Genomic DNA, 26202 nt, shown 5'->3' with positions numbered 1-26202 from the left:
CGCGCGGAAAAGGCCCCGGCGGGGCCTTTTCCGCGCGCCGAGGCGCGGTCCCTCAGACTGCACTCAAAGCGGCAGTCGGATCAATGCCGTGACCCCCGCAGGCAGATATTCCACTTTCACCGAGCTCCCGATGATCTTGTCCAGGCTGCGCTCGATCAGGATCGAGCCGAAACCGCGGCGACGCGGCTCGCGAATAGGCGGTCCGCCCACTTCGGTCCAGGTCAGATGCAGGACGGTCTCGCCGTCCTCAACCACGCGGCGCGCCGTCAGCACGATTTTCCCCGTCGGAACCGAGAGCGCGCCGTATTTTACCGCATTGGTCGCCAATTCGTGCAGCACCAATCCAAGCCCAACGGCCTGGTCGGGACCTAGAAGAATCTCGTCCTTGTGCAGCTCGACCTGTTGGGAATAATCGCTGACATAGGGCAGCAACTGTTTCGAAATCAGTTCCGACAGGTGGATCGTGCCCCATTCGTAGTCGGAAAGGAGCCCATGCGCCTCGGAAATCGCCTGAAGCCGGCCGGCAAAGGCGGTCATGAACTCGGCCGGGTCACTCGTTTGCCGGAGCGTCTGGCGGGCGAGCGACTGAAGCATTGCAAGCGTGTTCTTGACCCGATGGTTCAGTTCTTTCAGCAACAGTCGCGTACGGTTCACCGACGCCTGCTGGTCCGAGACGTCGATCGTCATGCCGAGAAAGCTCAGGGGCGCGCCCTTGCTGTCGCGGTCGTGCACGCGGCCGCGGCCCAGAAGCCATCGCCCGTTCGTGCCGATGCGAAACATGCCGTCATATTCCTCGTTGGCAGCCATCGCCTGACGGAGCTTCGAGAAGGTCGGGATGCGATCCTCGGGATGAATGGCGGAAAAGATCGCCTTTGCGCCGACGGTGCGCTCCGGCGGAAGACCGAACATGCGCATCATTGCGCCATTGCCTGAGACCGTGCCGGCGCGAATGTCCCAGAGCCAGCTGCCGACATTGGCCGCGTCGAGCGCCATTGCGAGCCGCTGCTCCTCGCGGGAAAGCGCGGCCTCCTTGAGCGCACGCCGGCGCGTCTCGTCCTTCAGCTTGAACAGCGAGGCGGCGACACCTGCGATGCGCTGCAGCTCGCTTTGCCGTTTGGCCGAGACCTCGGACCGGGGCTCGACATCGAGAACCGCGACGGTTCCGATCGCCTGACCGTCCAGAATAATCGGCGCGCCCGCATAAAAGCGCAGGAATGGGGGGCTGGCGACCGCCCGGCGGTGACGGAACGCCGGATGACGGGAGGCATCAAGCACGAGGAAGGGGCCGCCGTCGCCTGCCGCAATCGTATGGACGCAGAAGGACTCGCGAACGTGCGACCGCGTTTCAGCCGTGCCTATGCATGCCTTGAACCATTGCCACTCGCGGTCGACCAGGCTGACGAGAGCGATAGGCGCGTCGAAAAGGCTCGCGGCAAGCCGCGCCAGCCCGTCGAAATCCTCATCGGGAACCGACATGTCCGGCACGGCGGCCTGAAGGACGCCGAGCCGCTCCGGCGCGTCGAGCACCTGCGCTACCGCTGGAAGCATCGCCTCTGTCTTTTCACGCATTCGGCCTGAACTCCAAACTCGCGCAGGCGCCTGAATCTCAGCTCCACTGTATGTTTGCCTTCGACCGGAGCCGGTCTAGGGAGGAAAACATACAGCAAACTGGAGCAATATGGCGACCACGCTCCGCCGGTCGAACGCAGCCCTCCGAATGCCCTCTTGCGAGCGCCGCACGAACTTCAATCCGGCACCGGTCTATGCATATGTCCTTGAACCGCTATCGATTCAAGGACAAAAACATGCAGCAGATCGAGGTGCTACAGCGACTTCGCGCGTCCGACAGGACGCTGCGGGATCGCATCAGGAAACGAAGGCACGCGAGGTGATGGGTGCGGAGGTCTCGTCGGGCCCGTAGTCGTTTTCTCCCCTAACCTGGAGAATTTCCTGCAGCCGTTGACGCGCCCTGTTGACACGGCTCTTGATCGTTCCGAGCGCACAGCCGCAGATCGTGGCGGCCTCCTCATAGGAAAAGCCGGAGGCCCCCACAAGGATGATCGCTTCGCGTTGATCGGGCGGCAACTGTTCGAGCGCCCGGCGGAAATCCTGCAGATCGAGCGAGCCGTATTGTTCCGGGTGATGGGCGAGCGTCTCCGTCAAATGGCCGTCGCTGTCCTGCACCTCGCGCCCACGCTTGCGCATCTGACTGTAAAGCTCGTTGCGCAGGATCGTGAAAAGCCAGGCCTTCATATTGGTACCGATCTCGAAATGATCCTGCTTGGCCCAGGCCTTCATGATCGTGTCCTGCACGAGATCGTCGGCCCGGTCGTGTCGTCCGATCAGTGACATCGCAAAGGCGCGCAGGCTCGGCAGCGCGGCAAGCATCTCACGCTTGAACTCTTGATTTTCGGATGACATCCGGCGCTTACTCCTTGCCCTGCAGAGCCGATTGCTGTTCTGCAGCTTCCAGCTTTTCCAGTAGATCGAGAAAGCGTGCCGGTATCGCTTCCTCCTGCACCGACTGATAGAGGGCCTTCAGCTTCACCGCAATCTGCGCATTCGGATCGTCGGAGGACGGACTTTTACCGCTCATCCGCCCTGCCCCTGTCGTATATCTCATTGTTACAATTTCGCCCTTGAAAGTTCGCCTGCACCATAACGCAGCGGAAAAATGAAATGTTCCGAAGCGGAACCATTTTTTCGGCGAAACGTTTTCGCAACGATATTACGCCCATGGATTGAGGGAGTCCCTGAATGACATTGTCCACCCGTATTGCTCCATTTCTTCCTTATCTGCGCCGCTATTCGCGTGCCCTGACCGGGTCGCAGACCTCTGGAGATGCCTATGTCGCGGCCGTGCTTGAGGCACTTATCGCGGATACGTCTATCTTTCCGGAAGCAAGCAGCGACAGGGTAGCGTTGTTCCGTCTTTTCACATCCATGTTCGGATCGTCTTCCGTCCTCGTGCCGGAGCCGGTGTCGCCCTTTGCCTGGGAACAGCGCGCATCCGTCAACCTTGCGGCCGTCTCGCCGCTCGCACGCCAGGCGTTCCTGCTCGTTTCCGTCGAAGCCTTCACCCCACAGGAAGCCGCCGAAGTACTCGATGTAGACGCCGCCAAGCTGGCCGCACTTCTCGACCGCGCATCCCAGGAAATTTCCCGTCAGGTTGCAACCGAGATCATGATCATCGAGGACGAGCCGCTGATCGCGATCGACATCGAGCAGATGGTCGAAAGCCTCGGCCACAGCGTAACCGGGATTGCACGCACCAAGGACGAGGCGATCGCCCTCTATGAGACGACGAAGCCGAACATGGTGCTCGCAGACATCCAGCTCGCCGACGGCAGCTCGGGAATCGATGCCGTAAACGAAATCCTGAAGACGGCTGCCGTTCCGGTGATTTTCATCACCGCCTTCCCGGAGCGTCTCCTGACCGGTGAACGTCCCGAACCCACGTTCCTCGTCACCAAGCCTTTCAATCCGGAAATGGTGAAGGCCCTGATCAGCCAGGCGCTGTTCTTCAACGAGACGACGAAGGCTGCGGCCTGAGTCGAGATTTCCCTCACCACAGGGGCCCCGGCGGCATTGCTTTTACAGTGTCGGGGGCCCTCATCCCCAATGCTCGTCACAGGATGGGGGCGCCGCGTCTGCGGCGCGGAACTTTCTTTCAGCCCGAAGACTTGGGCTGACTGGCTTCCTGTGACAAGCACAGGAACGCCTCGCCTAAGATGATCACCATCGCAAACGCCCGCATCCGGAACTCGGTCGCATCGCCCGATGCTCCCGAAGCAAAACAGCCAGTGCCGAGGGAAGGGCACTGGCTGAGCTTTGGCAACTCACTGAGGGGGGATGTGAGTTGGCAACCGGCGGTATGCCTCCGACGTCACATTGGGGGCGATGTGCGTCACCGTCCGGTTATCGCCATAATGCACGAGGCGAAAAAAGGTTCCGCGGATATTCGGCAAGACTGCAGATGAAAATCTGCACCCCTCGCATGTCGATTCACTCCATCGACTCCAGTTCCTCGCGATGCCGATAGAGCGCGAGGAAGCGCCGATAATCCCGGTCGTAGATGCGGCGTTGCGCCGGGTCGGGGAGCCGTTCCGTTCCAGCCGACGACATCGCCGGTCCGGCCCTGGCGAGGTCCGGATAGAGCTCGCCGGCGACGGCCGCCGTCATTGCCGTGCCGAGGAGAACGGCATCGGCTGCCTGGGGTGCGACGACCCGGCAGCCGGTGACGTCGCAATAAAGCTCCATTAGCAGGGAGTTGCGCACATGCCCGCCGGTCACGTGCAGCGTGTCGAGTTCGTAGCCCGCTTCCTTCATCATCTCCAGGATGTGGCGAATCCCGAGCGCTATCGCGACGCAGGTCCGCCAATAGAGCCGGCACAGCGCATCGAAGGAGGAGTCGAGCGGCAGCCCGCTGATGACGCCGAGTGCATGCGGATCGGCAAGCGGCGACCGGTTGCCGTGGAAATCCGGAAGCACGTGAAGGCGCTGGGCAAAGTCCGCACCATGAAGCGCGCGCATTTCCTGCACCCGCTCGATGATCCTCGCATGGGTTTCGGTCGTCGGTGGTAGTCCGCCTCCGTGCAGCCGCACGATATGATCGAGCAGCGCTCCGGTCGCCGACTGACCGCCCTCGATGAGCCAGAGCCCGGGCAAGACCGCTTCGAAATAAGGCCCCCACATGCCGAAACCCGGCTTCATGTCCTTGGAAAAGGCGACAATGCAGCTGGAGGTTCCGCCGATCAGTGCCAGCTGGCGCTCCAGCTTCGCCGGCGCGTCCGCGAAGCCGCCGAGCACGCCGAGCGCCCCGGCATAGGCATCGATCAGCCCCGGCGCGACCTGGCATGCGGTGTCGAGCCCGAGCTCCTCCGCCGCGCTCGCGCTCAGACGCCCGACGGCTCGCTCCACCGGCAGCGTCTCCTCGGGCAAGCCACCACGTTCGAGGAGGTCCTCAAGACCGATCTGCTCCAGATAGTCCTGCTGCCACCCGCGTTTCTCGTGGGCGAGATAGTTCCATTTTGCCGTCAGCGTACAGCGCGAGCGGGCCGGACTTCCGGTCGCCCGCCAGGACATGTAATCCGCGAGGTCGAAGAAATACCCCGCCCGTTCCCATTGCTGCGGGAGGTTGCGCTTCAGCCACATCAGCTTCGGCATTTCCATCTCGGGCGACATCACCCGCCCCGAATGATCGAGAACGGGATGTTTCGTCGCCGTACAGAAATCGGCTTCCGCCAACGCCCGGTGGTCCAGCCAGACGATGGTGTCCCAGCGTGCCTCCCCCTGACGATTGACCGAGAGCGGGAGGCCGTCGCGATCGCGCACGACGAGCGAACAGGTGGCGTCGAAGCCGATCGCCGCAATGCTTTCCGCCGGCACAGCCGCCTTCTCGCGCGCCGATCTGACCGCCCCGCAGACCGCAGCCCAGATGTCCTCGGAATCGTGTTCGGCGTGGTTTTCCTCCGGACGGTTCATCGCAATCGTCCGATCGGCCCGCGCCAGGAGCCTACCTTGCCGGTCGAAGACGCCGGCGCGGGCGCTGCCGGTTCCAATATCGACCGCCACGACATATTCGCGCATCAATGGATGCCCCCGTCCCGAAAAAATGATGGATGTTCGCCGAGCCGGACGACGCGGCAGCAAAACCGCCCCGTCCTGCTCTCCCTATTGACGGACAAACTGTATCAATTCGCCCATGTCGTCAAACAGCACGTCGGGTTCGAGGCTGGCGAGCGTCCGCCGGTGGCGGTCGTTGCGTGCGTGGCTGCCCCCCGCGAAGGCGAAGACGCGCATGCCGGCGGACTTTGCCGCCTCGATGCCGGCCGGGCTGTCCTCGATGACGATGCAATCGGACGGGTGATAGCCCATCTTAGCGCTTGCATGCAGGAAAAGGTCGGGCGCCGGCTTGCCGCGCTCCACCATGCTGGCGCTGAAGATGTTCGGCTCGAAGAGATCGATGAGCCCCGTCACGGCCAGCGAGAGGCGGATGCGCTCCGGCTGGCTCGACGAAGCCACGCAATGGGCGGTGCCCAGCCCTTCCACCGCCTCGCGTATGCCGGCGATTGGCCTCAGTTCCTCGCGAAATCGTGCATAGAGCCGTGTCCGCATGCCTTCGAGAAAAACCTCGTCGGTCGCAAGTCCGTGTTCTTCGTGCAGGATCGTCGACATCGTCTTCAAGCTGCGGCCGAGGAAGCGCTCGCTCGCCTCCTCGGTCGTCATCGAAACGCCGGCAGCCGCGAGCGCGTCGACGAGGACCCCGAGCGAAATCGGTTCGCTGTCCACCAATACGCCGTCACAATCGAAAATCACCAGCCTGGAGGCGTGCCCCACCATCGTCATTCCCCGAGGTTTCCGTCCAGATAAAGCTGGAGCGTGGCACGCGTACCCTTTTCCCAAAGCACTTTCAACGCGTGAGCGAAACGGCGGCGGAAGAGATCGGATTGCGCGACATCGCCGAAGATGTCGGAAAGCGCAAGGAACGCCATTGGATCGTCCTTCGCTGCAACTGCGGCGGCCTGCAGCCGGTCGGCGTTGGCGTCGTTGAAAACGATCTCCTTGCCGCTGTCCGACTTGCCGGCGAAATAGCGGCACCACAGCGCCGAAACGAGCGACAACCCGACGACGTCTTCGCCGCGGCGCAGGCGGTCGGCCGTCGACGGCAGGATGAATTTCGGCTGTCGGTTGGAGCCGTCCTGCGCCAGCCGCGCGACCGTGTCGCCGATCTTCGGATTGGAGAAACGCGTCTCGATGAGCTTGTAATAATCCTTCAGATCCGTGTCCGGAACCGGCGGTATCACCGGGATGATCTCGTCGTGCTCCAGCTTTGACAGGAAGGCGCGGATCAACGGCTCCTCCATCGCCTCATGAACGAAATGGATGTCGAGCAGTGCCGCCGGATAGGCGATCGCCGCATGGCCGCCGTTGAGGATACGGATCTTCATATGCTCGTACGGCGCGACGTCCGGCACGAACTGCACGCCCACCTCTTCGAGCGCCGGGCGGCCTTGCGGGAAACGGTCCTCCAGCACCCATTGCTTGAATTCCTCGCAAAAGACCGGCCAGGCATCGTCGATTCCGTATTGCGAGGCGACGATGCCGATCTCGCGGGCACCGGTCGCCGGCGTGATGCGGTCGACCATGCCGTTTGGAAAGGCGACATTGGCATCGATCCAGTCCGCAAAGCCCGGATCGGAAAGGCGCGCCAGACCGGAGACGGCAGCGTGGGTGACCTCTCCGTTTCCAGGAATATTGTCGCAGGACATGATCGTGAACGGCGGAATGCCCTTGGCGCGGCGTTCGGCGAGCCCCGCCAGGATGAGGCCGAAGACGGTTTTTGGAGCCGTCGGATCGCGCGCATCCTCGACGATCGCCGGATGCGCCGGGTCGAAGACGCCGGATGCCGGATCGATGAAATAGCCGCCTTCGGTGATCGTCAGGGAAACGATGCGGATGAGCGGGCTTGCGAGCTGCGCCACGATCGCGGGCGTGTCGCCAGGCTCGAGATAGGCGATCATGGCGCCCGTGACATGCGCGCCCGTGCGGTTGTTGTCCTGCTCGACCACCGTCGTCAGGAAATCCTGCGCTTCGAGCTTGTCGCGCATGACCTTGTCCGATGGCAGGACACCCGCGCCGATAATCGCCCAATCGCGATCGCGTCCCAGGTTGAAAAGGTCATCGAGATAGACCGCCTGATGCGCACGGTGGAAATTGCCGACGCCGAAATGCACGATGCCGGCCCGAAGGTCATGCCGGCCGTAGTTCGGGACGCCGGCTCTGGCTTTGACCGCGTCGAGCGTGGCAAGGGAGAGTTTGGTCGCCATCCTTTCAATCCTTTCGCGAACGAGCCTCAGCTCATCCAGTTGCCGCCATCGACGTTATAGGTCTGCGAGACGATGTAGTCGCTTTCCGCCGAGGCGAGGAAGATCGCCATGCCGGTCAGGTCCTCTGCGGTGCCCATGCGCCCGAACGGAACGGCCTCCCCGACCAACCGTTTTTTCTCGCCGCGCGGACGGTTCTCGTATTTGGCGAAAAGCGCGTCGACGCCCTCCCAGTGCTCACCGTCGACGACGCCGGGAGCGATGGCGTTGACGTTGATGCGGTGTTTGATGAGATCGAGACCGGCCGACTGGGTGAGGCTGATGACCGCAGCCTTGGTGGCGCAATAGATCGCCACCAGAGCTTCCCCACGCCTGCCCGCCTGGCTCGCCATGTTGATGATCTTGCCGCCCCTGCCTTGCGCGATCATCTGCCTGGCGGCCGCCTGCAAGGTGAAGAGCGTGCCGGCGACGTTGATCGCAAACAGTTTTTCGTAGCTCTCGCGGGTGATCTCGACGATCGGCGCGAGGTCGAAGAGCGCGGCATTGTTGACGAGGATGTCGAGCCCGCCGGCATGTTCGACGGTCGCGGCGATCGCGTCGTCGATGGAGTCCTGCCGGGTCACATCCATCTCGACCGCATAGGCCGCGGACCCGATCTCCGCCGCCGTCCGTCTCGCCCGCTCGATATCGATGTCGGCGATGGCGACCGTGGCGCCCTCGCGCACATAGGCTTCGGCGAAAGCGCGGCCGATACCCCGCGCCGATCCGGTGATCAACGCGCTCTTTCCTTCAAGACGTTTCATCGAATTGCCATTCCCTTTTCATCGAACCTGTGAAGGCGCTCGGGATCCGGCGTCAGATAGACCTGATCGCCATGGGTCACCGCGAAGTCGCCGCCGACGCGCGCCGTCAAAGTGCCGATGCCGTCCGCATGCACGTGCAGGAAGGTGTCCGAGCCTAGATGCTCGGCCACTCCCACCGTGCCCCGCCACGTGCCCTGATCCTTCGAAAGGGCAATATGCTCCGGGCGGATGCCGATCGTGTGGGCCTGATGGGCCGCGGCAGGCGCACCGGTGACGAAGTTCATCTTCGGCGACCCGATGAAACCGGCGACGAATAGATTGTCCGGCCTGCGGTAGAGGTCGAGGGGCGAGCCCACCTGCTCGATGCGGCCGCGGTTGAGCACGACGATCTTGTCGGCCATGGTCATGGCCTCCACCTGGTCGTGCGTCACGTAGACCATGGTCGTCTTCAGTTGCTGGTGAAGCTGGCTGATCTCCAGTCGCATGTTGACCCGCAGCGCGGCGTCGAGATTCGACAGCGGCTCGTCGAAAAGGAAGGCTTCCGGCTGGCGGACGATGGCCCGGCCGATCGCCACGCGCTGGCGCTGGCCGCCGGAAAGCTGGCGGGGCTTGCGGTCGAGATAGTCGGTGAGGTTGAGGACGCGCGCCGCGTCCTCGACCTTCTTGTCGATCGTGGCCTTGTCCTCGCCCGCCATCTTCAGCGGAAAGGCGATGTTGGAGCGCACGCTCATATGCGGATAGAGAGCGTAGGACTGGAACACCATCGAAAGGCCGCGCTTTGCCGGCGGCAGCTCGGTGGCGTTGCGGCCGTCGATGACGATCTCGCCGTCGCTGACGTCCTCCAGTCCGGCGATCAGCCTCAGAAGCGTCGACTTGCCGCAACCCGAGGGGCCGACGAAGACGACGAACTCGCCGTCGGTGATATCGAGGTCTATCGAGGGAATGACGGCGTGGGCGCCGAAGACCTTCGATACGTTCTTGAGAGTGATGCTTCCCATGGTTTTACCCTTGTTTGAACCGCGTCGCCCTTATTTGACTGCGCCGAAAGTGAGGCCGCGCACGAGCTGTTTTTGCGAGAACCAGCCGAGAATGAGGATAGGGGCGATCGCCATCGTCGAGGCCGCCGACAGCTTGGCGTAGAAGAGGCCCTCCGGGCTCGAATAGGAGGCGATGAACGCGGTGAGCGGCGCGGCCTTTGCGGCGCTCAGGTTCAAGGTCCAGAACGCTTCGTTCCAGGCAAGGATGATGTTGAGCAGCAGCGTCGAGGCGATGCCGGGGATCGCCATCGGCGTCAGCACATAGATGATTTCCTTGGAAAGCGAGGCGCCGTCCATGCGCGCCGCTTCGAGGATCTCGCCGGGGATCTCCTTGAAATAGGTGTAGAGCATCCAGATGATGATCGGCAGGTTGATCAGCGTCAGCACGATCACGAGCCCTGTGCGCGTGTCGAGCAGTCCCCAGTTGCGGAATATCAGATACATCGGCACCAGCACGCCGACCGGCGGCATCATCTTGGTGGAGAGCATCCACATCAGCACGTCCTTGGTGCGCTTCGTCGGCGAGAACGCCATCGCCCAGGCTGACGGGATCGCGATCAACAGGCCGAGCAGGGTCGAGCCGAAGGAAACGACCACCGAATTCATGAAGTGCTTCAGGTAATCCGACCGGCTCTGCACCTCGGAATAGTTCTCGGTCGTCCAGTCGAAGAAGAGGAAGACCGGCGGAGAGGCGATCGCCTGGGCTTCCGTCTTGAAGCTCGTCAGGAAGGTCCAGAGGATCGGAAAGAAGATCAGGATTCCGATCGTCCAGGCCACCACGGTCGTGATGAGCTTGCGCCCGGTAGAGACATTGCGTGCCATGGTCTCAAGCCTCCAGCGTCTTGCCGATCATGCGCATCAGGAAGAATGCGACGATATTGGCGAGGATGACCGCGATGATCCCGCCCGCCGAGGCGCCGCCCACATCGAACTGCAGAAGGGCTTGGGCGTAGACGAGGAAAGTGAGGTTCGTGCTCTGCGTACCCGGACCGCCATTGGTGGTGACGAGGATCTCGGCGAAGACCGACAGCAGGAAGATCGTCTGGATCAGGATGACGACCGTGATCGCACGCGAGAGATGCGGCAGGACGAGATAGATGAAGCGGCTTACCGCGCCTGCGCCGTCCATCTGTGCGGCTTCCTTCTGCTCCTCGTCGAGCGACTGCAGCGCAGTCAGCAGGATGAGCGTGGCGAAGGGCAGCCACTGCCAGGCGACGATCAGAATGATCGAGAGAAGCGGCGCGTTGGCGAGAAAGTCGAACGGCTGCAATCCGAGCAGCTTGGCGAGCCAGGCGAAAAGTCCGTTCACGGGATTCATGAACATGTTCTTCCAGACCAGCGCCGCCACCGTCGGCATGATGAGGAAGGGCGCGATCACCAGGATGCGCACGATCCCCTGCCCGAACATCGGCTGGTCGAGAAGAAGCGCCAGTCCGATGCCGCCGACCACGGTGATGAAGAGCACGCCGAGAACGATGGCGAGCGTGTTGAATATCGCCTGGAAGAAGGCAGGGTCGGTGAGGAAATAGGTGTAGTTCGTAAGCCCGGCGAACTCCTCCATCCCCGGCATCAGCAGGTTGTAGCGCAGCAGCGAGAAATAGACCGTCATGGCCAGCGGCACGATCATCCAGGCCAGGAGCAGGAGCACCGAGGGCGCGATCATCAATCGCGCGGCGGAGCGGGTGTGCAAGGTCGCCATGGCGTCCCCCGTGTGAAGTCGACGCGGTTCTTCAAAAACGGCACGCGTATCGCCATCCGAACGCGCGCCATGAACTGGAAAAGTCAGAGCGGAACGCGGATCGAAGGCGGGTTGCCCCTTTCCCCGTCCCGCTCTGGAGGTAGCCGGGGCGTTCGCTGTTTCCAGCAGACGCTCCGGCTCCTTGGGAGCTCACTTGATGTAGCCGGCTTTGGTCATTTCGCGGGTCGACAGCTGCTGCGCGCTGGCAAGCGCCTGATCCACGCTCATCTGACCGGCCAGCGCCGCCGAGAACACCTGCCCGACCGCCGTGCCGAGACCCTGGAATTCCGGGATCGCCACGAACTGGACGCCGACATAGGGCACCGGCTTCACCGCCGGGTTCTTCGGGTCGGCGGCATTGATCGAGTCCAGGGTCATCTTCGCGAAGGGGGCCGCCTTCTGGTACTCCGGGTTCTCATAGAGGGAGGTGCGGGTACCGGGAGGAACGTTCGCCCAGCCTTCCTTTTCGGCAACGAGCTTCAGATAATCCTTGCCCGTGGCCCAGGCGATGAACTTCTGCGCCGACTCGGCCTTCTGCGATCCTGCCGGAATGGCGAGGTTCCAGGCCCAGAGCCAGTTGCCGCGCTTGCCGAGGCCGGTGTCGGGAGCGAGCGCGAAACCGACCTTGTCGGCAACGGTCGACTCCTTCGGATTGGTCACGAAGGAGGCGGCGACGGTCGCGTCGATCCACATGCCGCACTTGCCGGTCTGGAACAGCGACAGGTTCTCGTTGAAGCCGTTGGACGAGGCGCCGGGCGGGCCTGCGTCATTCATCAGCTTGACGTAGAAGTCGAGTGCGTTCTTCCATTCCGGCTGGTCGAACTGCGGCTTCCAGTTCTCGTCGAACCAGCGGGCGCCGAAGGCGTTTGCCGTGGCCGTCAGGAAAGCCATGTTCTCGCCCCAGCCGGCCTTGCCGCGCAGGCAGATACCGTAGATCTCGTTATCCTTGTCGGTGATCTTGCGGGCCGCATCGGCGATGAAATCCCAGGTCGGCGCATCGGGCATGCTAAGCCCGGCCTTCTCGAACAGGTCCTTGCGGTACATGACCATCGAGCTCTCGCCGTAGAACGGTGCCGCATAGAGCTTGCCGTCGATCGTCAGGCCGCTGCGGATCGCCGGCAGAAGGTCGTCGACGTCGTATTCGGGACCGAGATTGTCGAGCGGCAGGAGCCAGCCCTGCTTCGCCCAGATCGGCACTTCATACGTGCCGATCGTCATGATGTCGTACTGACCGCCCTTGGTCGCGATGTCGGTCGTGACCCGCTGGCGCAGCACGTTTTCCTCGAGAGTGACCCACTCAAGCTGGATGTCGGGATTTTTCGACGTGAAATCGTCCGTCAGCTTCTGCATCCGGATCATGTCGCCATTGTTCACGGTGGCAATGGTCAGCGTCTCCGCTTGGGCCAGACCCGCCAGAGCGACTGCCGAGCACGTGCCCAGCAGGAAAGTTCTCAAATTCATCGACTTCCTCCCAGAAGAAATTGAGCATTTGCCTTGCTCGTGAGCAATTACTCACCGATTGAGACGAAATGTCAATCCGCATTTGTCGTTCCGGTGCGGCAGAGCAGCTAAGAAGATGTTTTAGCTTTGGATTTTTTACAGGGATTTCACGAGAACGACGCCGATGCCGCGGCCCCGCGGCCGGCTGCGCGATCTAGACGCGGAGCAGATAGTCGGCCGTAGCCTCATCGGTGACGAGACCGTTGATGATCCTGCCCTTGAGTGCGGCGCGCAGCGCCTCGTATTTGCGCCTGCCCTTGGCGATCCCGATGACCGACGCGCGGTCGCGCGGCGGCAGCGGAACCGAGGCGACGCGCTCATTGATGCTGTCGGGCAGGAGCACGCCTTCGTGGTCGAACATCCACCCGCAGATCTCGCCGGCAGCGCCCGCGGCCATCAGCCGTGCCATTTCATCGCGTGCCAGGAACCCGTCTTCGCAAAGCGGCGCGTCGGGCCCCAGTTCTCCGACGCCCACGAAGGCGGCGTCGGCCTCGGCGCCGAGTTCCAGGGCGATCTGCACCAGGCTCTGCTTGTGCAGGACTTCGCGCTCTTCCGGCGAGGAGACGAGAACCGGCAAGGGCATGGGAAAATGCCGCGCCTTGATCGTGTCCGCCATGCTGAAGATGACGTTGTAATAGGCAGCCGACCCGTCGAGCCGGATATTGCCCGTGAGCGAAACGATACGGTGCTGCGGGCATTCCATCGATGGCAGCTGGTCGATGGTCGCCTTCAGCGTCCGGCCCGTGCCGATCGCGAGCACCACAGGCTCGGCCGACTTCAGCCAGCGCTCGATTTCCGCCGCTCCGGCCTCGGCGAGTCCGACGGTCGTGGATTGGGAGCCGGGGTCGCTCGGAACGACGTCGACATGCTTGAGGTCGTATTTCTCCTTGAGACGCGCCGCCATTTCGAGGCAGGCGGCGATCGGATGGTCCAGGCGCACCTTGATCAGCCGCTCGGCCATGGCAAGCGACACGAGACGTTGCGCCGATTGCCGCGAAATTCCCATGACCGACGCAATCTCGTCCTGCGTCCGGCCGGCGACATAATAGAGCCAGCCTGCGCGGGCTGCATCGTCCAGCCTGTTGCTGCTTTCCGCCTTGCGTGCCATCGATTGCCTCCCTTCCCCTTGATTTGCTGCCACTATTTTCCATGCGCTGTCAAACGGGGGCGATATGCGGCGCGCCTTGGCACCGGCAAGGTCCGCTTTTCCAGGCTTTTGCAGCCGTTTGGAAGGAAATTTTACCGTTTGATAAAAAAATAAAGCGTGTTACCGTTCCGTCATCCTGAGAAAACATTGGGAGCCAAAAATGGGAACGACGCAATCTGGGATTCTCGGCGGGCGGCTGCCGCTTGCCGAGTACGAAGCCAATTTCTCCGACCTTCATGCGCCACTCGACAGGCACGAGGCGCTGGTCGCCGCGGACCGCTGTTATTTCTGTCATGACGCGCCCTGCATGACTGCCTGTCCCACCTCCATCGACATCCCGCTCTTCATTCGCCAGATCGCGACGGGCAATCCGATCGGCTCGGCGAAGACGATCTTCGATCAGAACATACTTGGTGGCATGTGCGCCCGCGTCTGTCCCACCGAAACGCTCTGCGAAGAGGCCTGCGTACGCAACACAGCCGAGGAGCGGCCGGTCGAAATCGGCCGCCTGCAGCGCTACGCGACCGACATCGCAATGCGGGAGAACAAGCAATTCTATTCGCGCGCCGCGCGTTCCGGCCGCAGGGTCGCCGTCGTCGGCGCCGGGCCGGCGGGGCTCGCCTGCGCGCATCGGCTGGCCGTAAAAGGCCACGACGTGGTGATCTACGACGCGCGCGAAAAATCCGGCGGCCTCAACGAATACGGCATCGCCGCCTATAAGGCGGTCGACGACTTCGCCCAGAAAGAGGTCGAATACGTGCTTTCGGTCGGCGGCATCGAGGTCAGCCACGGCAAGGCGCTCGGCCGCGACTTCTCCCTTGCCGATCTGGCGGAAGAATTCGATGCCGTCTTTCTCGGCCTCGGTCTTGCCGGTGTCAATGCACTGCGGATCGAAGGCGAGAATGCCGAAGGCGTCGAGGATGCCGTCGACTTCATTGCCGCACTTCGCCAGTCGAAGACAAAGGCCGACATTCCGGTCGGCCGGCGCGTCGTGGTTCTCGGCGGCGGCATGACTGCGATCGACGCGGCCGTCCAGGCGAAGCTGCTCGGCGCTGAGGAAGTGACGATCTGCTATCGCCGCGGCAAGGAGCACATGAACGCCTCGGAATTCGAGCAGGATCTCGCGGCCTCCAAGGGCGTCACCATCCGCCACTGGCTGCAGCCGAAACGCATCGCCGTCAAGGACGGCAGGGTCGCCGGCATCGAACTCGACTACACCACGCTTGAGAACGGTAGGCTGACGACGACCGGCGAAACCGGAATCATTGCCGCCGACCAGATCTTCAAGGCCATCGGCCAGACCTTCGAGGCCTCCGGCCTCGGTGCGCTACGCATGGAAAGCGGGCGCATCGTCGTCGATGCGGAAGGGCGCACCTCGCTCGACAAGGTTTGGGCCGGCGGTGACTGCGTGCTCGGGGGCGAGGACCTCACCGTTTCCGCCGTCGCGATGGGACGCGATGCCGCCGGATCGATCGACCGGGCTTTCGCCGCGGCTCAGCCGCTGGCGAGCGCCGTTGCTTGAAAAGCAGAACAGGATCGAGAGGACGAGAACAATGGCTGATCTTCGCAACAATTTTGTCGGCATCAAATCCCCGAACCCGTTCTGGCTCGCCTCGGCGCCGCCGACGGACAAGGCCTACAACGTCGAGCGCGCCTTCAAGGCAGGCTGGGGCGGCGTCGTCTGGAAGACCCTGGGTGAGGAAGGACCGCCCGTTGTCAATGTCAACGGCCCGCGCTACGGCGCGATCTGGGGCGCCGACCGGCGGCTGCTGGGTTTCAACAATATCGAACTCATTACCGACCGCGATCTCTATGTGAACCTGCGCGAAATGAAGCAGGTGAAGATGAACTGGCCGGACCGTGCCCTGATCGCCTCGATCATGGTGCCTTGCGAGGAGAACGCATGGAAGGCGATCCTCCCGCTGGTCGAGGAGACCGGCGCCGACGGCATCGAGCTCAATTTCGGCTGTCCGCACGGCATGTCCGAGCGCGGCATGGGCTCGGCGGTCGGCCAGGTGCCGGAATATATCGAGATGGTGGTGCGCTGGTGCAAGCAATATACGCGCATGCCGGTCATCACCAAGCTGACGCCGAACATCACGGACATCCGCAAGCCCGCCCGCGCTGCCAAGGCCGGCGGCACCGACGCGGTATCGCTGATCAACACGATCAACTCGATTACCGGGGTCAACCTCGACACTTTCTCGCCGGAGCCCTCGATCGACGGCCGCGGCAGCCATGGCGGTTATTGCGGCCCGGCGGTGAAGCCGATCGCGCTCAACATGGTGGCCGAGATCGCCCGTGATCCGGAGACCCACGGCCTGCCGATTTCCGGCATCGGTGGCGTGACCACCTGGCGGGATGCTGCGGAATTCATGGTGCTCGGGGCCGGCAACGTGCAGGTCTGCACGGCGGCGATGACCTATGGCTTCAAGATCGTCCAGGAGATGATTACGGGCCTCTCCGACTGGATGGACGCTAAGGGCCATCGGTCGCTCGACGACATCAGCGGCCGTGCCGTCCCGAACGTCACCGACTGGCAATATCTCAACCTCAACTATATCGCCAAGGCGAAGATCGATCAGGACGCCTGCATCAAATGCGGCCGCTGTCATATCGCCTGCGAGGACACTTCGCATCAGGCGATCACCCAATTCGTCAACGGCGTGCGTCATTTCGAGGTGATCGAGGAGGAATGCGTCGGCTGCAACCTCTGCGTCAATGTCTGCCCGGTGGAGAACTGCATCACCATGGAGCCGCTCGCGGCCGGCACGCTCGACCGGCGCACCGGGAAATCGGTCGACCCGAACTACGCCAACTGGACGACCCATCCGAATAACCCGATGGCCCGCCAGGCCGCCGAGTGAAGACATCCAAGTCAGACCGGAGGGCCGCCGGCATCACCGGCGGCCCTCCCACGTTTCTATCGCGTCAAAACTCTATCACCACCTTGCCGAATGGGCCGCGGTCGAGATGCGCGAGGGCCTCGGGGACCTCGGTGAACTTGTAACGGCTGTCGATGACGGGCTTCAGTCCAAGGCGATCGACGGCCCCGACCAGATCTTCGAGTGCTCTGCGGTGACCGACGCTGATACCCTGCACGACGGGAGACTTCAGGAGAAGCGGCCCGACCGGACCTGAGACCTCGAAGCCCTCGAGCACGCCGATCACCGAGATGCGCCCGTCCGGCGCGACTGCCTTCAGGGACTGGCCGAGCCCGGCGCCGCCGGCGATCTCCAGAATGTGGTCGGCTCCGTGATCCGCGGTCAGCGCATAGACGCGCTCCACCCAGTCCTCCTCCAGGCGATTTATGCCGTGATCGGCACCGAGCGCAAAAGCCCGATCGAGCTTTTCGCGGCTGCTCGAGGTCACGATGACCTCGGCTCCGGTCGCCTTGGCGATTTGCAGCCCGAACAGCGCAACGCCGCCGGTGCCCTGCACGACGACACGGTCGCCCGCCCGCAGATGCCCCTTCTCGACAAGAGCGAACCAGGCGGTCAGGCCCGCACAGGGCAAGGTACTCGCCTCCGCCGCGTCGAGGCTCTTCGGAGCTGGGACGAACCAGCCTTCAGGGAAAACCACATATTCGGACAGGACGCCCGGATGCGCCCCTCCGAGCGTCTGATAGGCAGGCGTCCTGCCGGTGCCGGGTCGTAAGCCGTCAAGCCAATCGGGGGCGAAGGTGGAGATCACGCGATCGCCCGGCTGGAAACGCGTCACGCTCTTGCCGACGGCCTCGACCACTCCGCTCATATCCGAGGCCGGCACGAAGGGGAAAGCGAGATCGAGCCCCATGCCGGTCTCCAATACCAGCTTGTCGCGATAGTTGAGCGATACGGCAAGCGTTCGCACGAGTATATCTTGCTCGCCGACCTCCGGCACCGGCCGTTCGGCACGCTTGAGATTGTGGGGGGCCACCGTCTGCGTGCTCCATTCCTGCATCCATTTGGACATGCCCGTTCCTTTTCATCCGTTGCGGTAAAGCGACCATACTGTTGAACATTCGTCTTCGGTTGCGATATGATTTCCCATCATTGGTTCCTTGGAGGACGCAATTCGTGGAGCGCTTCAACGGCATTTCGGTTTTCGTGGAAGTTGCCGATGCCGGCGGCTTTTCCGCCGCCGCCGCGCGGCTCAACCTTTCGCGCTCGGCCGTGGGCAAGACGGTATCCCGGCTCGAACGACGGCTCGGCGTGCGCCTCTTTCACCGCACCACAAGGACGCAGAGTCTTACCGAAGAAGGGCAGCTCTTCTACGAGAGCTGCCAAAAAGCGCTGGGCGAAATCAGAACAGCCGAAGACCTCCTCGAATCCGGGAAGCGGGAAATTCGCGGCCGCCTGCGCATCTCGATGCCGGTCCTCTTCGGCCGCCAATGCGTGGCGCCGCTGCTTCGCGACCTGTTGCGGGCGCATCCCCGTCTGGAATTCGATCTCTCCTTCAACGACCGGGTCGTGGACCTTCTCGACGAAGGCTTCGATCTCGCCATCCGCAACAGCCCGCTCGGCAACGGCTCGGGCCTGATGATGCGCACGGTGGCGGAACAGCGGATGACCGTCTGCGCCTCCCCTGCCTATCTTGAAACGCACGGCACGCCGAGAACGGTGGCCGAACTCGCAGCACATGAAGGCATCGTCTACGCCCGTGGAGGCGAGCCGCTATCCTGGTCCTTTCCATCCGACGGCAAAGCGGCCGAAATCGTGCTCCCGCAAACGCGGCTGAGGCTCGATGATCTCGCCGCGATCGCCGATGCGGCTTCCGCCGGCCACGGCCTTGCCTGGCTGCCTTGCTGGCTGGTGCGCGAGCGCGTGCAGAAAGGCGAGCTTGTCCGCGTCCTCACCGACCGCCCCGGGCTGATCTTCAAGGCGCATGCGGTCTGGCCGCGAACGCAGCACATGCTGCCGAAACTGCGGGTGGTGATCGACAAGCTCGCCGCAGGATTGCCGCGCATCATGGAGTAGCACGGCATGGGACATGCGCACTCCGCGCAAGACCCGAAAAGCGAAACAATTCGTTTAGAAAACGTAAGTTGCCGGCATCGGTGATCTGGTTAATAAGGAGGACATTGACGCGAGCCTGTTTCGAGGCCGCCAGACCCAGGCAAGATTGTTTGACGATCCTATCCGCCAGCACGCGCAAGAAGATGCACCTGATTTCAGGGGCTGTGCTCGGCGTCTTTGTGCTCCTCCATTTCTCGAACCATGCGCTCGGCCTGGTGTCGATCGGAGCCATGGAAACGGGCCGGCGGATCTTCACCTCGGTCTGGCAGAGCATCCCCGGAACGGCCCTCCTCTACGGCGCGTTGTTGCTGCATTTCCTGATGGCGCTTGACAGTCTCTACCGGCGGCAAACCTTCAGGATGCCTGTCGGCGAAGCCCTGAAGATCATCTTCGGCCTGAGCCTGCCCTTTCTGCTCATTCCTCACGTTGTCGCCGCCCGCGTGGAGCCGCTTCTTTCAGGTGTTTACCCCGACTACCCCGCAATCCTGCGCACGCTCTGGTCAAGCTCGTTCAACACCTCTCGCCAGTCGCTTGCACTCATCGTCGTCTGGGGTCACGCCTGCCTTGGCGCCTGGTTCTGGATGCGCGGCCGCGCCTGGTTTCCGAAGTACGAAACGCTGCTCTATACCGTCGCCCTGCTGGTGCCGATCTTCGCACTGCTCGGCTTCGTCAACGGCGCCCGATCGCTGGAGCGCGACTACGCCGAACATGGCGGTTATGGCGACAGGGCCTATGCCAGCCAGGCACCTCGCGTCGACCCTGCCCTCCTCGATAGGATCAGGCTGGCATTTTATGGCGGCTTCGCAAGCCTGATCGGCGGCACCCTCGTTCTGCGCGCCCTGCCGGCGCGCGGGCGTATTCGCATTCGTTATCCGGACGGCCGGGTCGCTGCCGTCAGCCTCGGCTTCAGCGTTCTGGAGGCGAGTCGGGCGGCTGGAATCCCGCATGTGTCCGTCTGCGGCGGACGCGGCCGCTGCTCGACCTGTCGCGTGCGGATAACGCAGGGGCTCGAAGGCCAACCGACGCCGGAAGCCGCAGAACTCGCGACGCTGACCCGCATCGGCGCTCCCGAGAACGTACGCCTCGCCTGCCAGTTCCGACCCGTGCACAATGTGAGCGTCGTGCCCATCCTCGACACCGACAGCATCGGGATCAAGACGCAGCTTGCCCGCCAGAACGCCGGCGGACGCGAGCGCCGCGTCGCAGTGCTCTTCTGCGACCTGCGTGATTTCACCCGCATCGCCGAACACCGGCTGCCCTACGACACGGTCTTTCTGCTCAACCGCTACTTCGAGGTCGTCGGCGAAGCCGTCGAAAGTTCCGGTGGCGTCGTCGACAAGTTCATCGGCGACGGGGCGCTCGCGATCTTCGGACTGAAGGCCCCTCTGCCGGAAGCCTGCCGCCAGGCACTGTCGGCCGCCGCCCGGTTGTCGCAAGGAATCCGGGCGCTCAACCAGACTTTCGAAGGGGAGCTCGAGCAGCCGCTGAGGCTCGCCATCGGCCTCCACGCGGGGCCGGCGATCATCGGCGAAATGGGCTACGGCCAGGCAACCTCGCTCACGGTCGTCGGCGACACGATCAACACCGCGAGCCGACTGGAAGGCCTCGCGAAGGAGCACGACGTCGAGCTTGCCGTTTCGGCCGAACTGGTCGAGCGCGCGGGTTTAAGCTTCGAGGGCCACAGACGGCTCGAAATCAGCCTGCGGGGCCGCAAGGCAACGCTGGAAACCTGGATCGTCGGTGACGCCGCGCAGCTCTCCCGATCCCTGCCCACAGCCGGATAGGCTACTCCCGCACCTGCAGCCCGTCGACGAACAGCCGCTCGAGAAAGCGCGCGGCGTCCTCGAAGCGCCCTTCGCCGGCATTCTCCTGGCCGAGCACGGCGCGCACCTGAACGTCGAAGTCGGCATAATGCTGCGTCGTCGACCAGATGGCGAAGATGAGGTGATAAGGGTCGCATTTTGCGATCTTGCCAGCCTTTGCCCAGCTGCGGATAACCTCGGCCTTCTCGTCCACCAATTGCTTCAGAGGACCCTTGAGCTCGTCCACGATACGCGGGGCGCCCTGCAGGACCTCGTTGGCGAACAGCCGGCTTTCGCGCGGGAAGTCGCGCGCCATTTCGAGCTTGCGCCGGATATAGCTGCGGATCTCGGCGACCGGGTTGCCCTCGGCATCGAACGCGCGCAGAGGATCGAGCCAGGTGTCGAGAACGCGGTCTATCAGCGCGCGATGCATCGCCTCCTTGGTGCGGAAATAATAAAGCAGGTTCGGCTTCGACATGCCCGCCACGTCAGCGATCTGATCGATCGTCGACCCGCGAAAGCCGTTTGCGGAAAACACCTCCAGCGCCGCCTCGAGGATCTGCTCCTCCTTCTCCTCCTGGATGCGCGTGCGCCTCTGGGTTCTAGCCGCTCTCGGAAGTACCATCTCGTCCCCTGTCTAAGCCCCCAGCGAAAGACGTCGGCACAATTTGCCCAATATTCGGACGCGCCGATTTCTTGAGCAGTAACTCCTGTTTTTTTCTTTTTCCGGCTTGAGTGCCGCCACGGAAGTTGTAATGTTTACCAACCGGTCAAATTATCAGTCAGATTGCCGACAAAGGCAACGCCTGATCGAAGGGCATCACAACAAGGCCCCGATTCGGCCGACGGGAACATGAGGGCTATCCCGGGGAGGGACTGGCCGACAATAGAGGAGAACGCCATGGCAGCACCTGGCGAGAATAGGCGCGTCAATGCCGACCGTCTATGGGATTCGTTGATGGAAATGGCGAAGATCGGCCCCGGCGTTGCCGGCGGCAACAACCGCCAGACCTTGACGGATGCGGACGGCGAAGGTCGCCGGCTTTTCCAGTCCTGGTGCGAAGAGGCGGGGCTCTCCATGGGTGTCGACAAGATGGGCACCATGTTCCTCACCCGACCCGGTACGGATCCGGATGCGCTGCCCGTCCATATCGGCTCGCATCTCGACACACAGCCGACCGGCGGCAAGTTCGACGGGGTCCTCGGCGTCCTGAGCGGCCTCGAGGCCGTACGTACGATGAACGATCTCGGCATCAAGACGAAGCACCCGATCGTCGTGACCAACTGGACCAATGAGGAAGGCGCGCGCTTTGCGCCTGCCATGCTCGCATCCGGCGTCTTTGCCGGGGTCCATACCCTCGAATACGCCTATGCCCGCAAGGATCCCGAAGGAAAGAGCTTCGGCGATGAACTGAAGCGCATCGGCTGGCTTGGCGATGAAGAGGTCGGCGCGCGCAAGATGCACGCCTATTTCGAATACCACATCGAGCAGGGACCTATCCTCGAGGCCGAGAACAAGCAGATCGGCGTCGTCACGCACTGTCAGGGTCTTTGGTGGCTGGAGTTCACGCTGACCGGCAGGGAAGCACATACCGGCTCGACGCCGATGGACATGCGCGTCAATGCGGGCCTCGCAATGGCGCGGATCCTCGAAATGGTCCAGACCGTCGCCATGGAAAACCAGCCGGGCGCCGTCGGCGGCGTCGGCCAGATGTTCTTTTCGCCCAATTCGCGCAACGTCCTGCCGGGCCAAGTGGTGTTCACCGTCGACATCCGCTCACCCGACCAGGCCAAACTGGACGGCATGCGCGCCCGGATCGAAGCCGAAGCGCCAAAAATCTGCGAGCGGCTCGGCGTCGGCTGTTCCATCGAGGCGGTCGGGCATTTCGATCCCGTCACCTTCGACCCTAAGCTGGTCGAGACGGTACGCGGGGCCGCCGAGAAGCTCGGCTACAGCCACATGAATCTCGTATCCGGCGCCGGACACGATGCCTGCTGGGCCGCAAAGGTCGCGCCGACCACGATGATCATGTGCCCCTGCGTCGGCGGACTCAGCCACAACGAGGCGGAGGACATCTCCAGGGAATGGGCGGCGGCCGGCGCGGACGTCCTGTTCCACGCCGTGCTCGAGACGGCGGAGATCGTGGAATGAGTTTTGCGGGCGGGACGGTGGTTCCGCCCTTTTTCGTGGTGGCCTGAGCCGCCGAAGGCACCTTCCAGGGAAACGAACCAATGAGCACTGTCATCAAGGGTGGAACCATCGTCACGGCCGACCTGACCTACAAGGCCGATTTAAAGGTGGAAGGCGGCAAGATCGTCGAAATCGGACCGAATCTCTCCGGCGCCGAGACGCTCGACGCCACCGGCTGCTACGTGATGCCGGGCGGCATCGACCCGCATACGCATCTCGAAATGCCTTTCATGGGTACCTATTCCTCCGACGATTTCGAAAGCGGGACCCGGGCGGCACTCGCCGGCGGCACCACGATGGTCGTCGATTTCGCACTCCCCTCGCCCGGCCAGTCGCTGCTTGAGGCGCTGACCATGTGGGACAACAAGTCGACGCGCGCCAACTGCGACTATTCCTTCCACATGGCGATCACCTGGTGGGACGAGCAGGTCTTCGACGAGATGGAGACGATCGTAAAGGAAAAGGGCATCAACACCTTCAAGCACTTCATGGCCTACAAGGGCGCGCTGATGGTGGACGACGACGAGATGTTTTCCTCCTTCCAGCGCTGTGCGGCGCTCGGCGCGCTGCCGCTGGTCCACGCCGAAAACGGCGACGTGGTGGCGCAACTGCAGGCGAAGCTGCTGGCGGAAGGCAATAGCGGCCCGGAAGCACATGCCTATTCGCGGCCGGCGGAGGTCGAGGGAGAGGCCACCAACCGCGCGATCATGATCGCCGACATGGCCGGCTGTCCCGTCTACATCGTTCATACTTCGTGCGAACAGGCGCATGAAGCGATCCGGCGCGCCCGCGCCAAGGGCATGCGTGTCTTCGGCGAGCCCTTGATCCAGCACCTGACGCTCGATGAGAGCGAATATTTCGACAAGGACTGGGACCACGCCGCCCGCCGGGTTATGTCGCCGCCTTTCCGCAACAAGCTTCACCAGGACAGCCTCTGGGCGGGGCTTGCCTCCGGTTCGCTCCAGGTGGTCGCGACCGACCATTGCGCCTTCACGACCGAGCAGAAGCGCTTCGGCGTCGGCGATTTCACCAGAATCCCGAACGGCACCGGCGGACTGGAAGACCGCATGCCGATGCTCTGGACCTATGGTGTTGCGACCGGCCGCATCACCATGAACGAATTCGTGGCGGTAACCTCCACCAACATCGCCAAGATCCTGAATATCTATCCCAGGAAGGGCGCGATCCTCGTCGGCGCCGATGCGGACCTCGTCGTCTGGGACCCCAAGCGCTCCAAGACGATCTCGGCGAAGACGCAGCAATCGGCGATCGATTACAACGTCTTCGAGGGCAAGACGGTCACCGGTCTTCCGCGTTTCACGCTGACGCGCGGCGTGGTTTCGATCGAGGACGGAACCGTGAAGACCCGGGAGGGCCACGGCGAATTCGTCCGGCGTGATCCCTTCCCGGCGGTCAGCACGGCGCTTTCCACCTGGAAGGAAGTGACGGCGCCACGGGCGGTGCAGCGCAGCGGCATTCCCGCAAGCGGCGTCTGAGAGATGCCGCAACCTTATCGCATGCGAGAAACGGCGATCGCGCTGATGACTTTTCCCGGAATTGCTCTAGGCGGGCACGAGCCCGTCGAGCTCGGGCAGCAGCACGACGCTCTCGTTTCCTTTCGGATCCGTCCGGGCGATGACCGCTGTGCAAGGGGCGTGCGAGAGGTTCGCCGGCAGATGCGGCACGCCGGCGGGAATGTAGAGCATATCTCCGGCCCTGGTGATCACGTGTTCTTCGAGCCGCTCGCCGAACCAGGTATGCGCTTCGCCGGAGAGCACGTAGATCGCCGTTTCATGGGTCTCGTGAAGATGCGCCTTGGCGCGCGCACCGGGCGGCATGGTCACGAGATGCATGCAGATGCCGGTGGAGCCGACCGTTTCCGCGGCGATACCCTCGAAATAATCGAGCCCCTGCTTGCCGGCAAAGGCACCGCCCGGGCGAACCACGCGACAGCCAGGATTGGGTGATCGAGACATGACCGTCCTCCAGAATACGCTGAAAAACCAGCAGCAGGCGACCTCGCCGGCAAATCCGCCATTGCATGTTGCGGGTCCGGATAGCAGTCTGACACAGGCAGTCGATAATGAGAATCCGTCCATGACATCCAATCCCGCCTCCGTGGTCTCGGCCCGGAACCTCGGCCTGACGTTCGAGACCAGCGACGGTCCGGTCAATGCACTCACCGGCGTGAATCTCGACGTGGTCAAGGGCGACTTCGTCTCCTTCATCGGCCCATCCGGCTGCGGCAAGACGACGTTTCTGCGCGTCATCGCCGATCTCGAAAAGGCCACGGCCGGCACCATTTCCGTCAACGGCATGACGCCGGAGGAGGCCCGCCGGCAGCGCGCCTATGGCTATGTCTTCCAGGCGGCCGCCCTTTATCCCTGGCGCACGATCGAAAAGAACATCGCGCTGCCGCTGGAGATCATGGGCTACTCCAGCGAGGACCGGAAGGCGCGGATCGAGCGGACGCTGGAACTCGTCAACCTCTCGGGCTTCGGAAAGAAATATCCCTGGCAGCTTTCCGGCGGCATGCAGCAGCGCGCGTCGATTGCCCGGGCGCTGGCCTTCGATGCCGATCTCCTGCTGATGGACGAGCCCTTCGGGGCGCTCGACGAGATCGTCCGCGACCATTTGAACGAACAACTCCTCAAACTCTGGGCGCGCACCAACAAGACAATCTGTTTCGTCACGCACTCCATTCCGGAGGCGGTCTACCTCTCGACCAAGATCATCGTCATGAGTCCCCGCCCGGGCCGCGTTACGGACGTCATCGAATCGACGCTGCCGAGGGAACGGCCGCTCGGCATTCGGGAAACGCCGGAATTCCTCGAGATCGCGCATCGCGTGCGCGAGGGCTTGAGAGCGGGGCACAGCTATGACGAGTAGCCGCCGGACGGAAATGACCCCTTCCCAAGCCCTCCCCACAAGGGGGAGGGGCTTAGCGGCGCCTGCCGCAACCGGTGCGGCAGGGTCGTCGCTCCCCCTTGTGGGGACGGTGGTGAGCGAAGCGAACCGGGAGGGGTTTTTGGCACACTCGAACATCGACCCGAAGACCGGACAACGCGCGAAGAAGCTGCGCACGGAAATGACCAAAGCCGAAGCGGCGATGTGGAACATGCTGCGCGACCTGCGGACGACGACTGGCGGGAGAGCGTGAC

At 63.1% G+C, this 26202-nt stretch carries 24 protein-coding genes; 9 read left to right on the top strand and 15 right to left on the bottom strand.

Going from position 1 to position 26202, the window contains the following annotated elements:
• Positions 1-63: 63 nt before the first annotated feature.
• The 3 genes from AC6CIG_RS04695 to rsiA1 form a co-directional block, all read right to left on the bottom strand.
• The gene (locus AC6CIG_RS04695; RefSeq protein ID WP_018095721.1) at positions 64-1569 is read right to left on the bottom strand and encodes a sensor histidine kinase; all 1506 of its coding nucleotides are present in this window, start codon (positions 1567-1569) and stop codon (positions 64-66) included.
• A gap of 297 nt (positions 1570-1866) precedes the next feature.
• The gene (locus AC6CIG_RS04690) at positions 1867-2421 is read right to left on the bottom strand and encodes an RNA polymerase sigma factor (protein WP_003525557.1); all 555 of its coding nucleotides are present in this window, start codon (positions 2419-2421) and stop codon (positions 1867-1869) included.
• Positions 2422-2428: 7 nt separating this feature from the next.
• Positions 2429-2596, bottom strand: a complete 168-nt coding sequence (rsiA1, locus tag AC6CIG_RS04685; RefSeq protein WP_018095722.1) for an anti-sigma factor RsiA1 — start codon at positions 2594-2596, stop codon at positions 2429-2431.
• Between the two features lie 161 nt (positions 2597-2757).
• Here rsiA1 and rsiB1 point away from each other — a divergent pair, with 161 nt between their 5' ends.
• Complete coding sequence (rsiB1, locus tag AC6CIG_RS04680) at positions 2758-3552, top strand: PhyR-type response regulator RsiB1 (RefSeq protein WP_003525566.1); 795 nt, start codon at positions 2758-2760, stop codon at positions 3550-3552.
• A 453-nt stretch (positions 3553-4005) separates the two neighbouring features.
• Here rsiB1 and AC6CIG_RS04675 read toward each other — a convergent pair whose 3' ends face one another.
• The 9 genes from AC6CIG_RS04675 to AC6CIG_RS04635 form a co-directional block, all read right to left on the bottom strand.
• Entirely contained in the window at positions 4006-5589 is a 1584-nt protein-coding gene (locus AC6CIG_RS04675) for an FGGY-family carbohydrate kinase (RefSeq protein WP_127710183.1), read from the bottom strand.
• 84 nt (positions 5590-5673) lie between these two features.
• Positions 5674-6348, bottom strand: a complete 675-nt coding sequence (locus AC6CIG_RS04670) for an HAD family hydrolase (protein WP_437411685.1) — start codon at positions 6346-6348, stop codon at positions 5674-5676.
• Positions 6345-7829, bottom strand: coding sequence for a mannitol dehydrogenase family protein (locus tag AC6CIG_RS04665; protein WP_018095725.1), 1485 nt, complete (start codon positions 7827-7829; stop codon positions 6345-6347). The genes AC6CIG_RS04670 and AC6CIG_RS04665 overlap by 4 nt, the downstream gene beginning before the upstream one ends.
• 26 nt (positions 7830-7855) lie before the next feature.
• Positions 7856-8629, bottom strand: coding sequence for an L-iditol 2-dehydrogenase (locus AC6CIG_RS04660; RefSeq protein ID WP_437411684.1), 774 nt, complete (start codon positions 8627-8629; stop codon positions 7856-7858).
• Entirely contained in the window at positions 8626-9627 is a 1002-nt protein-coding gene (locus AC6CIG_RS04655) for an ABC transporter ATP-binding protein (RefSeq protein ID WP_018095727.1), read from the bottom strand. The genes AC6CIG_RS04660 and AC6CIG_RS04655 overlap by 4 nt, the downstream gene beginning before the upstream one ends.
• A 30-nt stretch (positions 9628-9657) precedes the next feature.
• Entirely contained in the window at positions 9658-10488 is an 831-nt protein-coding gene (locus AC6CIG_RS04650) for a carbohydrate ABC transporter permease (RefSeq protein WP_018095728.1), read from the bottom strand.
• A gap of 4 nt (positions 10489-10492) precedes the next feature.
• Positions 10493-11365: a carbohydrate ABC transporter permease gene (locus AC6CIG_RS04645; RefSeq protein WP_018095729.1), complete on the bottom strand. Its 873-nt coding sequence runs from the start codon at positions 11363-11365 to the stop codon at positions 10493-10495.
• A gap of 189 nt (positions 11366-11554) precedes the next feature.
• Positions 11555-12865: an ABC transporter substrate-binding protein gene (locus tag AC6CIG_RS04640; RefSeq protein ID WP_127710187.1), complete on the bottom strand. Its 1311-nt coding sequence runs from the start codon at positions 12863-12865 to the stop codon at positions 11555-11557.
• A 193-nt stretch (positions 12866-13058) separates the two neighbouring features.
• The gene (locus tag AC6CIG_RS04635) at positions 13059-14012 is read right to left on the bottom strand and encodes a sugar-binding transcriptional regulator (RefSeq protein ID WP_127710189.1); all 954 of its coding nucleotides are present in this window, start codon (positions 14010-14012) and stop codon (positions 13059-13061) included.
• A gap of 199 nt (positions 14013-14211) precedes the next feature.
• Here AC6CIG_RS04635 and AC6CIG_RS04630 point away from each other — a divergent pair, with 199 nt between their 5' ends.
• Together AC6CIG_RS04630 and preA are read left to right on the top strand one after the other, a co-directional pair.
• Positions 14212-15573: an NAD(P)-dependent oxidoreductase gene (locus AC6CIG_RS04630; protein ID WP_018095732.1), complete on the top strand. Its 1362-nt coding sequence runs from the start codon at positions 14212-14214 to the stop codon at positions 15571-15573.
• Between the two features lie 31 nt (positions 15574-15604).
• A complete protein-coding gene (gene preA, locus AC6CIG_RS04625; RefSeq protein ID WP_127710191.1) occupies positions 15605-16918 on the top strand; it encodes an NAD-dependent dihydropyrimidine dehydrogenase subunit PreA in 1314 nt (437 codons plus the stop codon).
• Between the two features lie 64 nt (positions 16919-16982).
• On the opposite strand, the gene AC6CIG_RS04620 is transcribed toward preA, so the two are convergent.
• Positions 16983-18005 (bottom strand): zinc-dependent alcohol dehydrogenase family protein, encoded by a 1023-nt coding sequence (locus AC6CIG_RS04620; protein ID WP_437408798.1) that lies wholly within the window; start codon positions 18003-18005, stop codon positions 16983-16985.
• A gap of 104 nt (positions 18006-18109) precedes the next feature.
• On the opposite strand from AC6CIG_RS04620, the gene AC6CIG_RS04615 reads away from it, so the two are divergent.
• Both AC6CIG_RS04615 and cyaC read left to right on the top strand, forming a co-directional pair.
• Positions 18110-19009 carry a LysR family transcriptional regulator gene (locus tag AC6CIG_RS04615; protein WP_127710195.1) on the top strand — a complete coding sequence of 300 codons (900 nt, stop codon included), beginning with the start codon at positions 18110-18112 and terminating at the stop codon, positions 19007-19009.
• Between the two features lie 149 nt (positions 19010-19158).
• On the top strand, positions 19159-20832 hold the full coding sequence (cyaC, locus tag AC6CIG_RS04610) for an adenylate cyclase CyaC (protein WP_127710197.1): 1674 nt from the start codon (positions 19159-19161) through the stop codon (positions 20830-20832).
• Between the two features lies 1 nt (position 20833).
• Here the strand turns inward: cyaC and rutR are convergent, their stop codons facing one another.
• On the bottom strand, positions 20834-21475 hold the full coding sequence (gene rutR, locus AC6CIG_RS04605) for an HTH-type transcriptional regulator RutR (RefSeq protein ID WP_003525590.1): 642 nt from the start codon (positions 21473-21475) through the stop codon (positions 20834-20836).
• A 276-nt stretch (positions 21476-21751) separates the two neighbouring features.
• On the opposite strand from rutR, the gene AC6CIG_RS04600 reads away from it, so the two are divergent.
• Entirely contained in the window at positions 21752-23002 is a 1251-nt protein-coding gene (locus AC6CIG_RS04600; RefSeq protein ID WP_018095738.1) for a Zn-dependent hydrolase, read from the top strand.
• Positions 23003-23082: 80 nt separating this feature from the next.
• A complete protein-coding gene (hydA, locus tag AC6CIG_RS04595) occupies positions 23083-24537 on the top strand; it encodes a dihydropyrimidinase (RefSeq protein WP_127710201.1) in 1455 nt (484 codons plus the stop codon).
• Between the two features lie 66 nt (positions 24538-24603).
• On the opposite strand, the gene AC6CIG_RS04590 is transcribed toward hydA, so the two are convergent.
• A complete protein-coding gene (locus AC6CIG_RS04590; RefSeq protein WP_018095740.1) occupies positions 24604-25017 on the bottom strand; it encodes a cupin domain-containing protein in 414 nt (137 codons plus the stop codon).
• Positions 25018-25138: 121 nt separating this feature from the next.
• Here AC6CIG_RS04590 and AC6CIG_RS04585 point away from each other — a divergent pair, with 121 nt between their 5' ends.
• A complete protein-coding gene (locus AC6CIG_RS04585) occupies positions 25139-25930 on the top strand; it encodes an ABC transporter ATP-binding protein (protein ID WP_026168675.1) in 792 nt (263 codons plus the stop codon).
• Between the two features lie 112 nt (positions 25931-26042).
• Positions 26043-26201, top strand: coding sequence for a hypothetical protein (locus AC6CIG_RS04580; RefSeq protein ID WP_164866930.1), 159 nt, complete (start codon positions 26043-26045; stop codon positions 26199-26201).
• The last annotated feature ends 1 nt before the right edge of the window (position 26202 follow it).

The sequence above is a fragment of the Sinorhizobium sp. GQ132 genome (assembly GCF_059758575.1).
This window is presented reverse-complemented; position numbering and strand designations above follow the sequence as displayed.

Coding starts and splice junctions, on each gene's coding strand:
- AC6CIG_RS04695 (WP_018095721.1), bottom strand. CDS start 1,569: ATGCGTGAAAAGACAGAGGCGATGCTTCCAGCGGTAGCGCAGGTGCTC.
- AC6CIG_RS04690 (WP_003525557.1), bottom strand. CDS start 2,421: ATGTCATCCGAAAATCAAGAGTTCAAGCGTGAGATGCTTGCCGCGCTG.
- rsiA1 (WP_018095722.1), bottom strand. CDS start 2,596: ATGAGCGGTAAAAGTCCGTCCTCCGACGATCCGAATGCGCAGATTGCG.
- rsiB1 (WP_003525566.1), top strand. CDS start 2,758: ATGACATTGTCCACCCGTATTGCTCCATTTCTTCCTTATCTGCGCCGC.
- AC6CIG_RS04675 (WP_127710183.1), bottom strand. CDS start 5,589: ATGCGCGAATATGTCGTGGCGGTCGATATTGGAACCGGCAGCGCCCGC.
- AC6CIG_RS04670 (WP_437411685.1), bottom strand. CDS start 6,348: ATGACGATGGTGGGGCACGCCTCCAGGCTGGTGATTTTCGATTGTGAC.
- AC6CIG_RS04665 (WP_018095725.1), bottom strand. CDS start 7,829: ATGGCGACCAAACTCTCCCTTGCCACGCTCGACGCGGTCAAAGCCAGA.
- AC6CIG_RS04660 (WP_437411684.1), bottom strand. CDS start 8,629: ATGAAACGTCTTGAAGGAAAGAGCGCGTTGATCACCGGATCGGCGCGG.
- AC6CIG_RS04655 (WP_018095727.1), bottom strand. CDS start 9,627: ATGGGAAGCATCACTCTCAAGAACGTATCGAAGGTCTTCGGCGCCCAC.
- AC6CIG_RS04650 (WP_018095728.1), bottom strand. CDS start 10,488: ATGGCACGCAATGTCTCTACCGGGCGCAAGCTCATCACGACCGTGGTG.
- AC6CIG_RS04645 (WP_018095729.1), bottom strand. CDS start 11,365: ATGGCGACCTTGCACACCCGCTCCGCCGCGCGATTGATGATCGCGCCC.
- AC6CIG_RS04640 (WP_127710187.1), bottom strand. CDS start 12,865: ATGAATTTGAGAACTTTCCTGCTGGGCACGTGCTCGGCAGTCGCTCTG.
- AC6CIG_RS04635 (WP_127710189.1), bottom strand. CDS start 14,012: ATGGCACGCAAGGCGGAAAGCAGCAACAGGCTGGACGATGCAGCCCGC.
- AC6CIG_RS04630 (WP_018095732.1), top strand. CDS start 14,212: ATGGGAACGACGCAATCTGGGATTCTCGGCGGGCGGCTGCCGCTTGCC.
- preA (WP_127710191.1), top strand. CDS start 15,605: ATGGCTGATCTTCGCAACAATTTTGTCGGCATCAAATCCCCGAACCCG.
- AC6CIG_RS04620 (WP_437408798.1), bottom strand. CDS start 18,005: ATGTCCAAATGGATGCAGGAATGGAGCACGCAGACGGTGGCCCCCCAC.
- rutR (WP_003525590.1), bottom strand. CDS start 21,475: ATGGTACTTCCGAGAGCGGCTAGAACCCAGAGGCGCACGCGCATCCAG.
- AC6CIG_RS04600 (WP_018095738.1), top strand. CDS start 21,752: ATGGCAGCACCTGGCGAGAATAGGCGCGTCAATGCCGACCGTCTATGG.
- hydA (WP_127710201.1), top strand. CDS start 23,083: ATGAGCACTGTCATCAAGGGTGGAACCATCGTCACGGCCGACCTGACC.
- AC6CIG_RS04590 (WP_018095740.1), bottom strand. CDS start 25,017: ATGTCTCGATCACCCAATCCTGGCTGTCGCGTGGTTCGCCCGGGCGGT.
- AC6CIG_RS04585 (WP_026168675.1), top strand. CDS start 25,139: ATGACATCCAATCCCGCCTCCGTGGTCTCGGCCCGGAACCTCGGCCTG.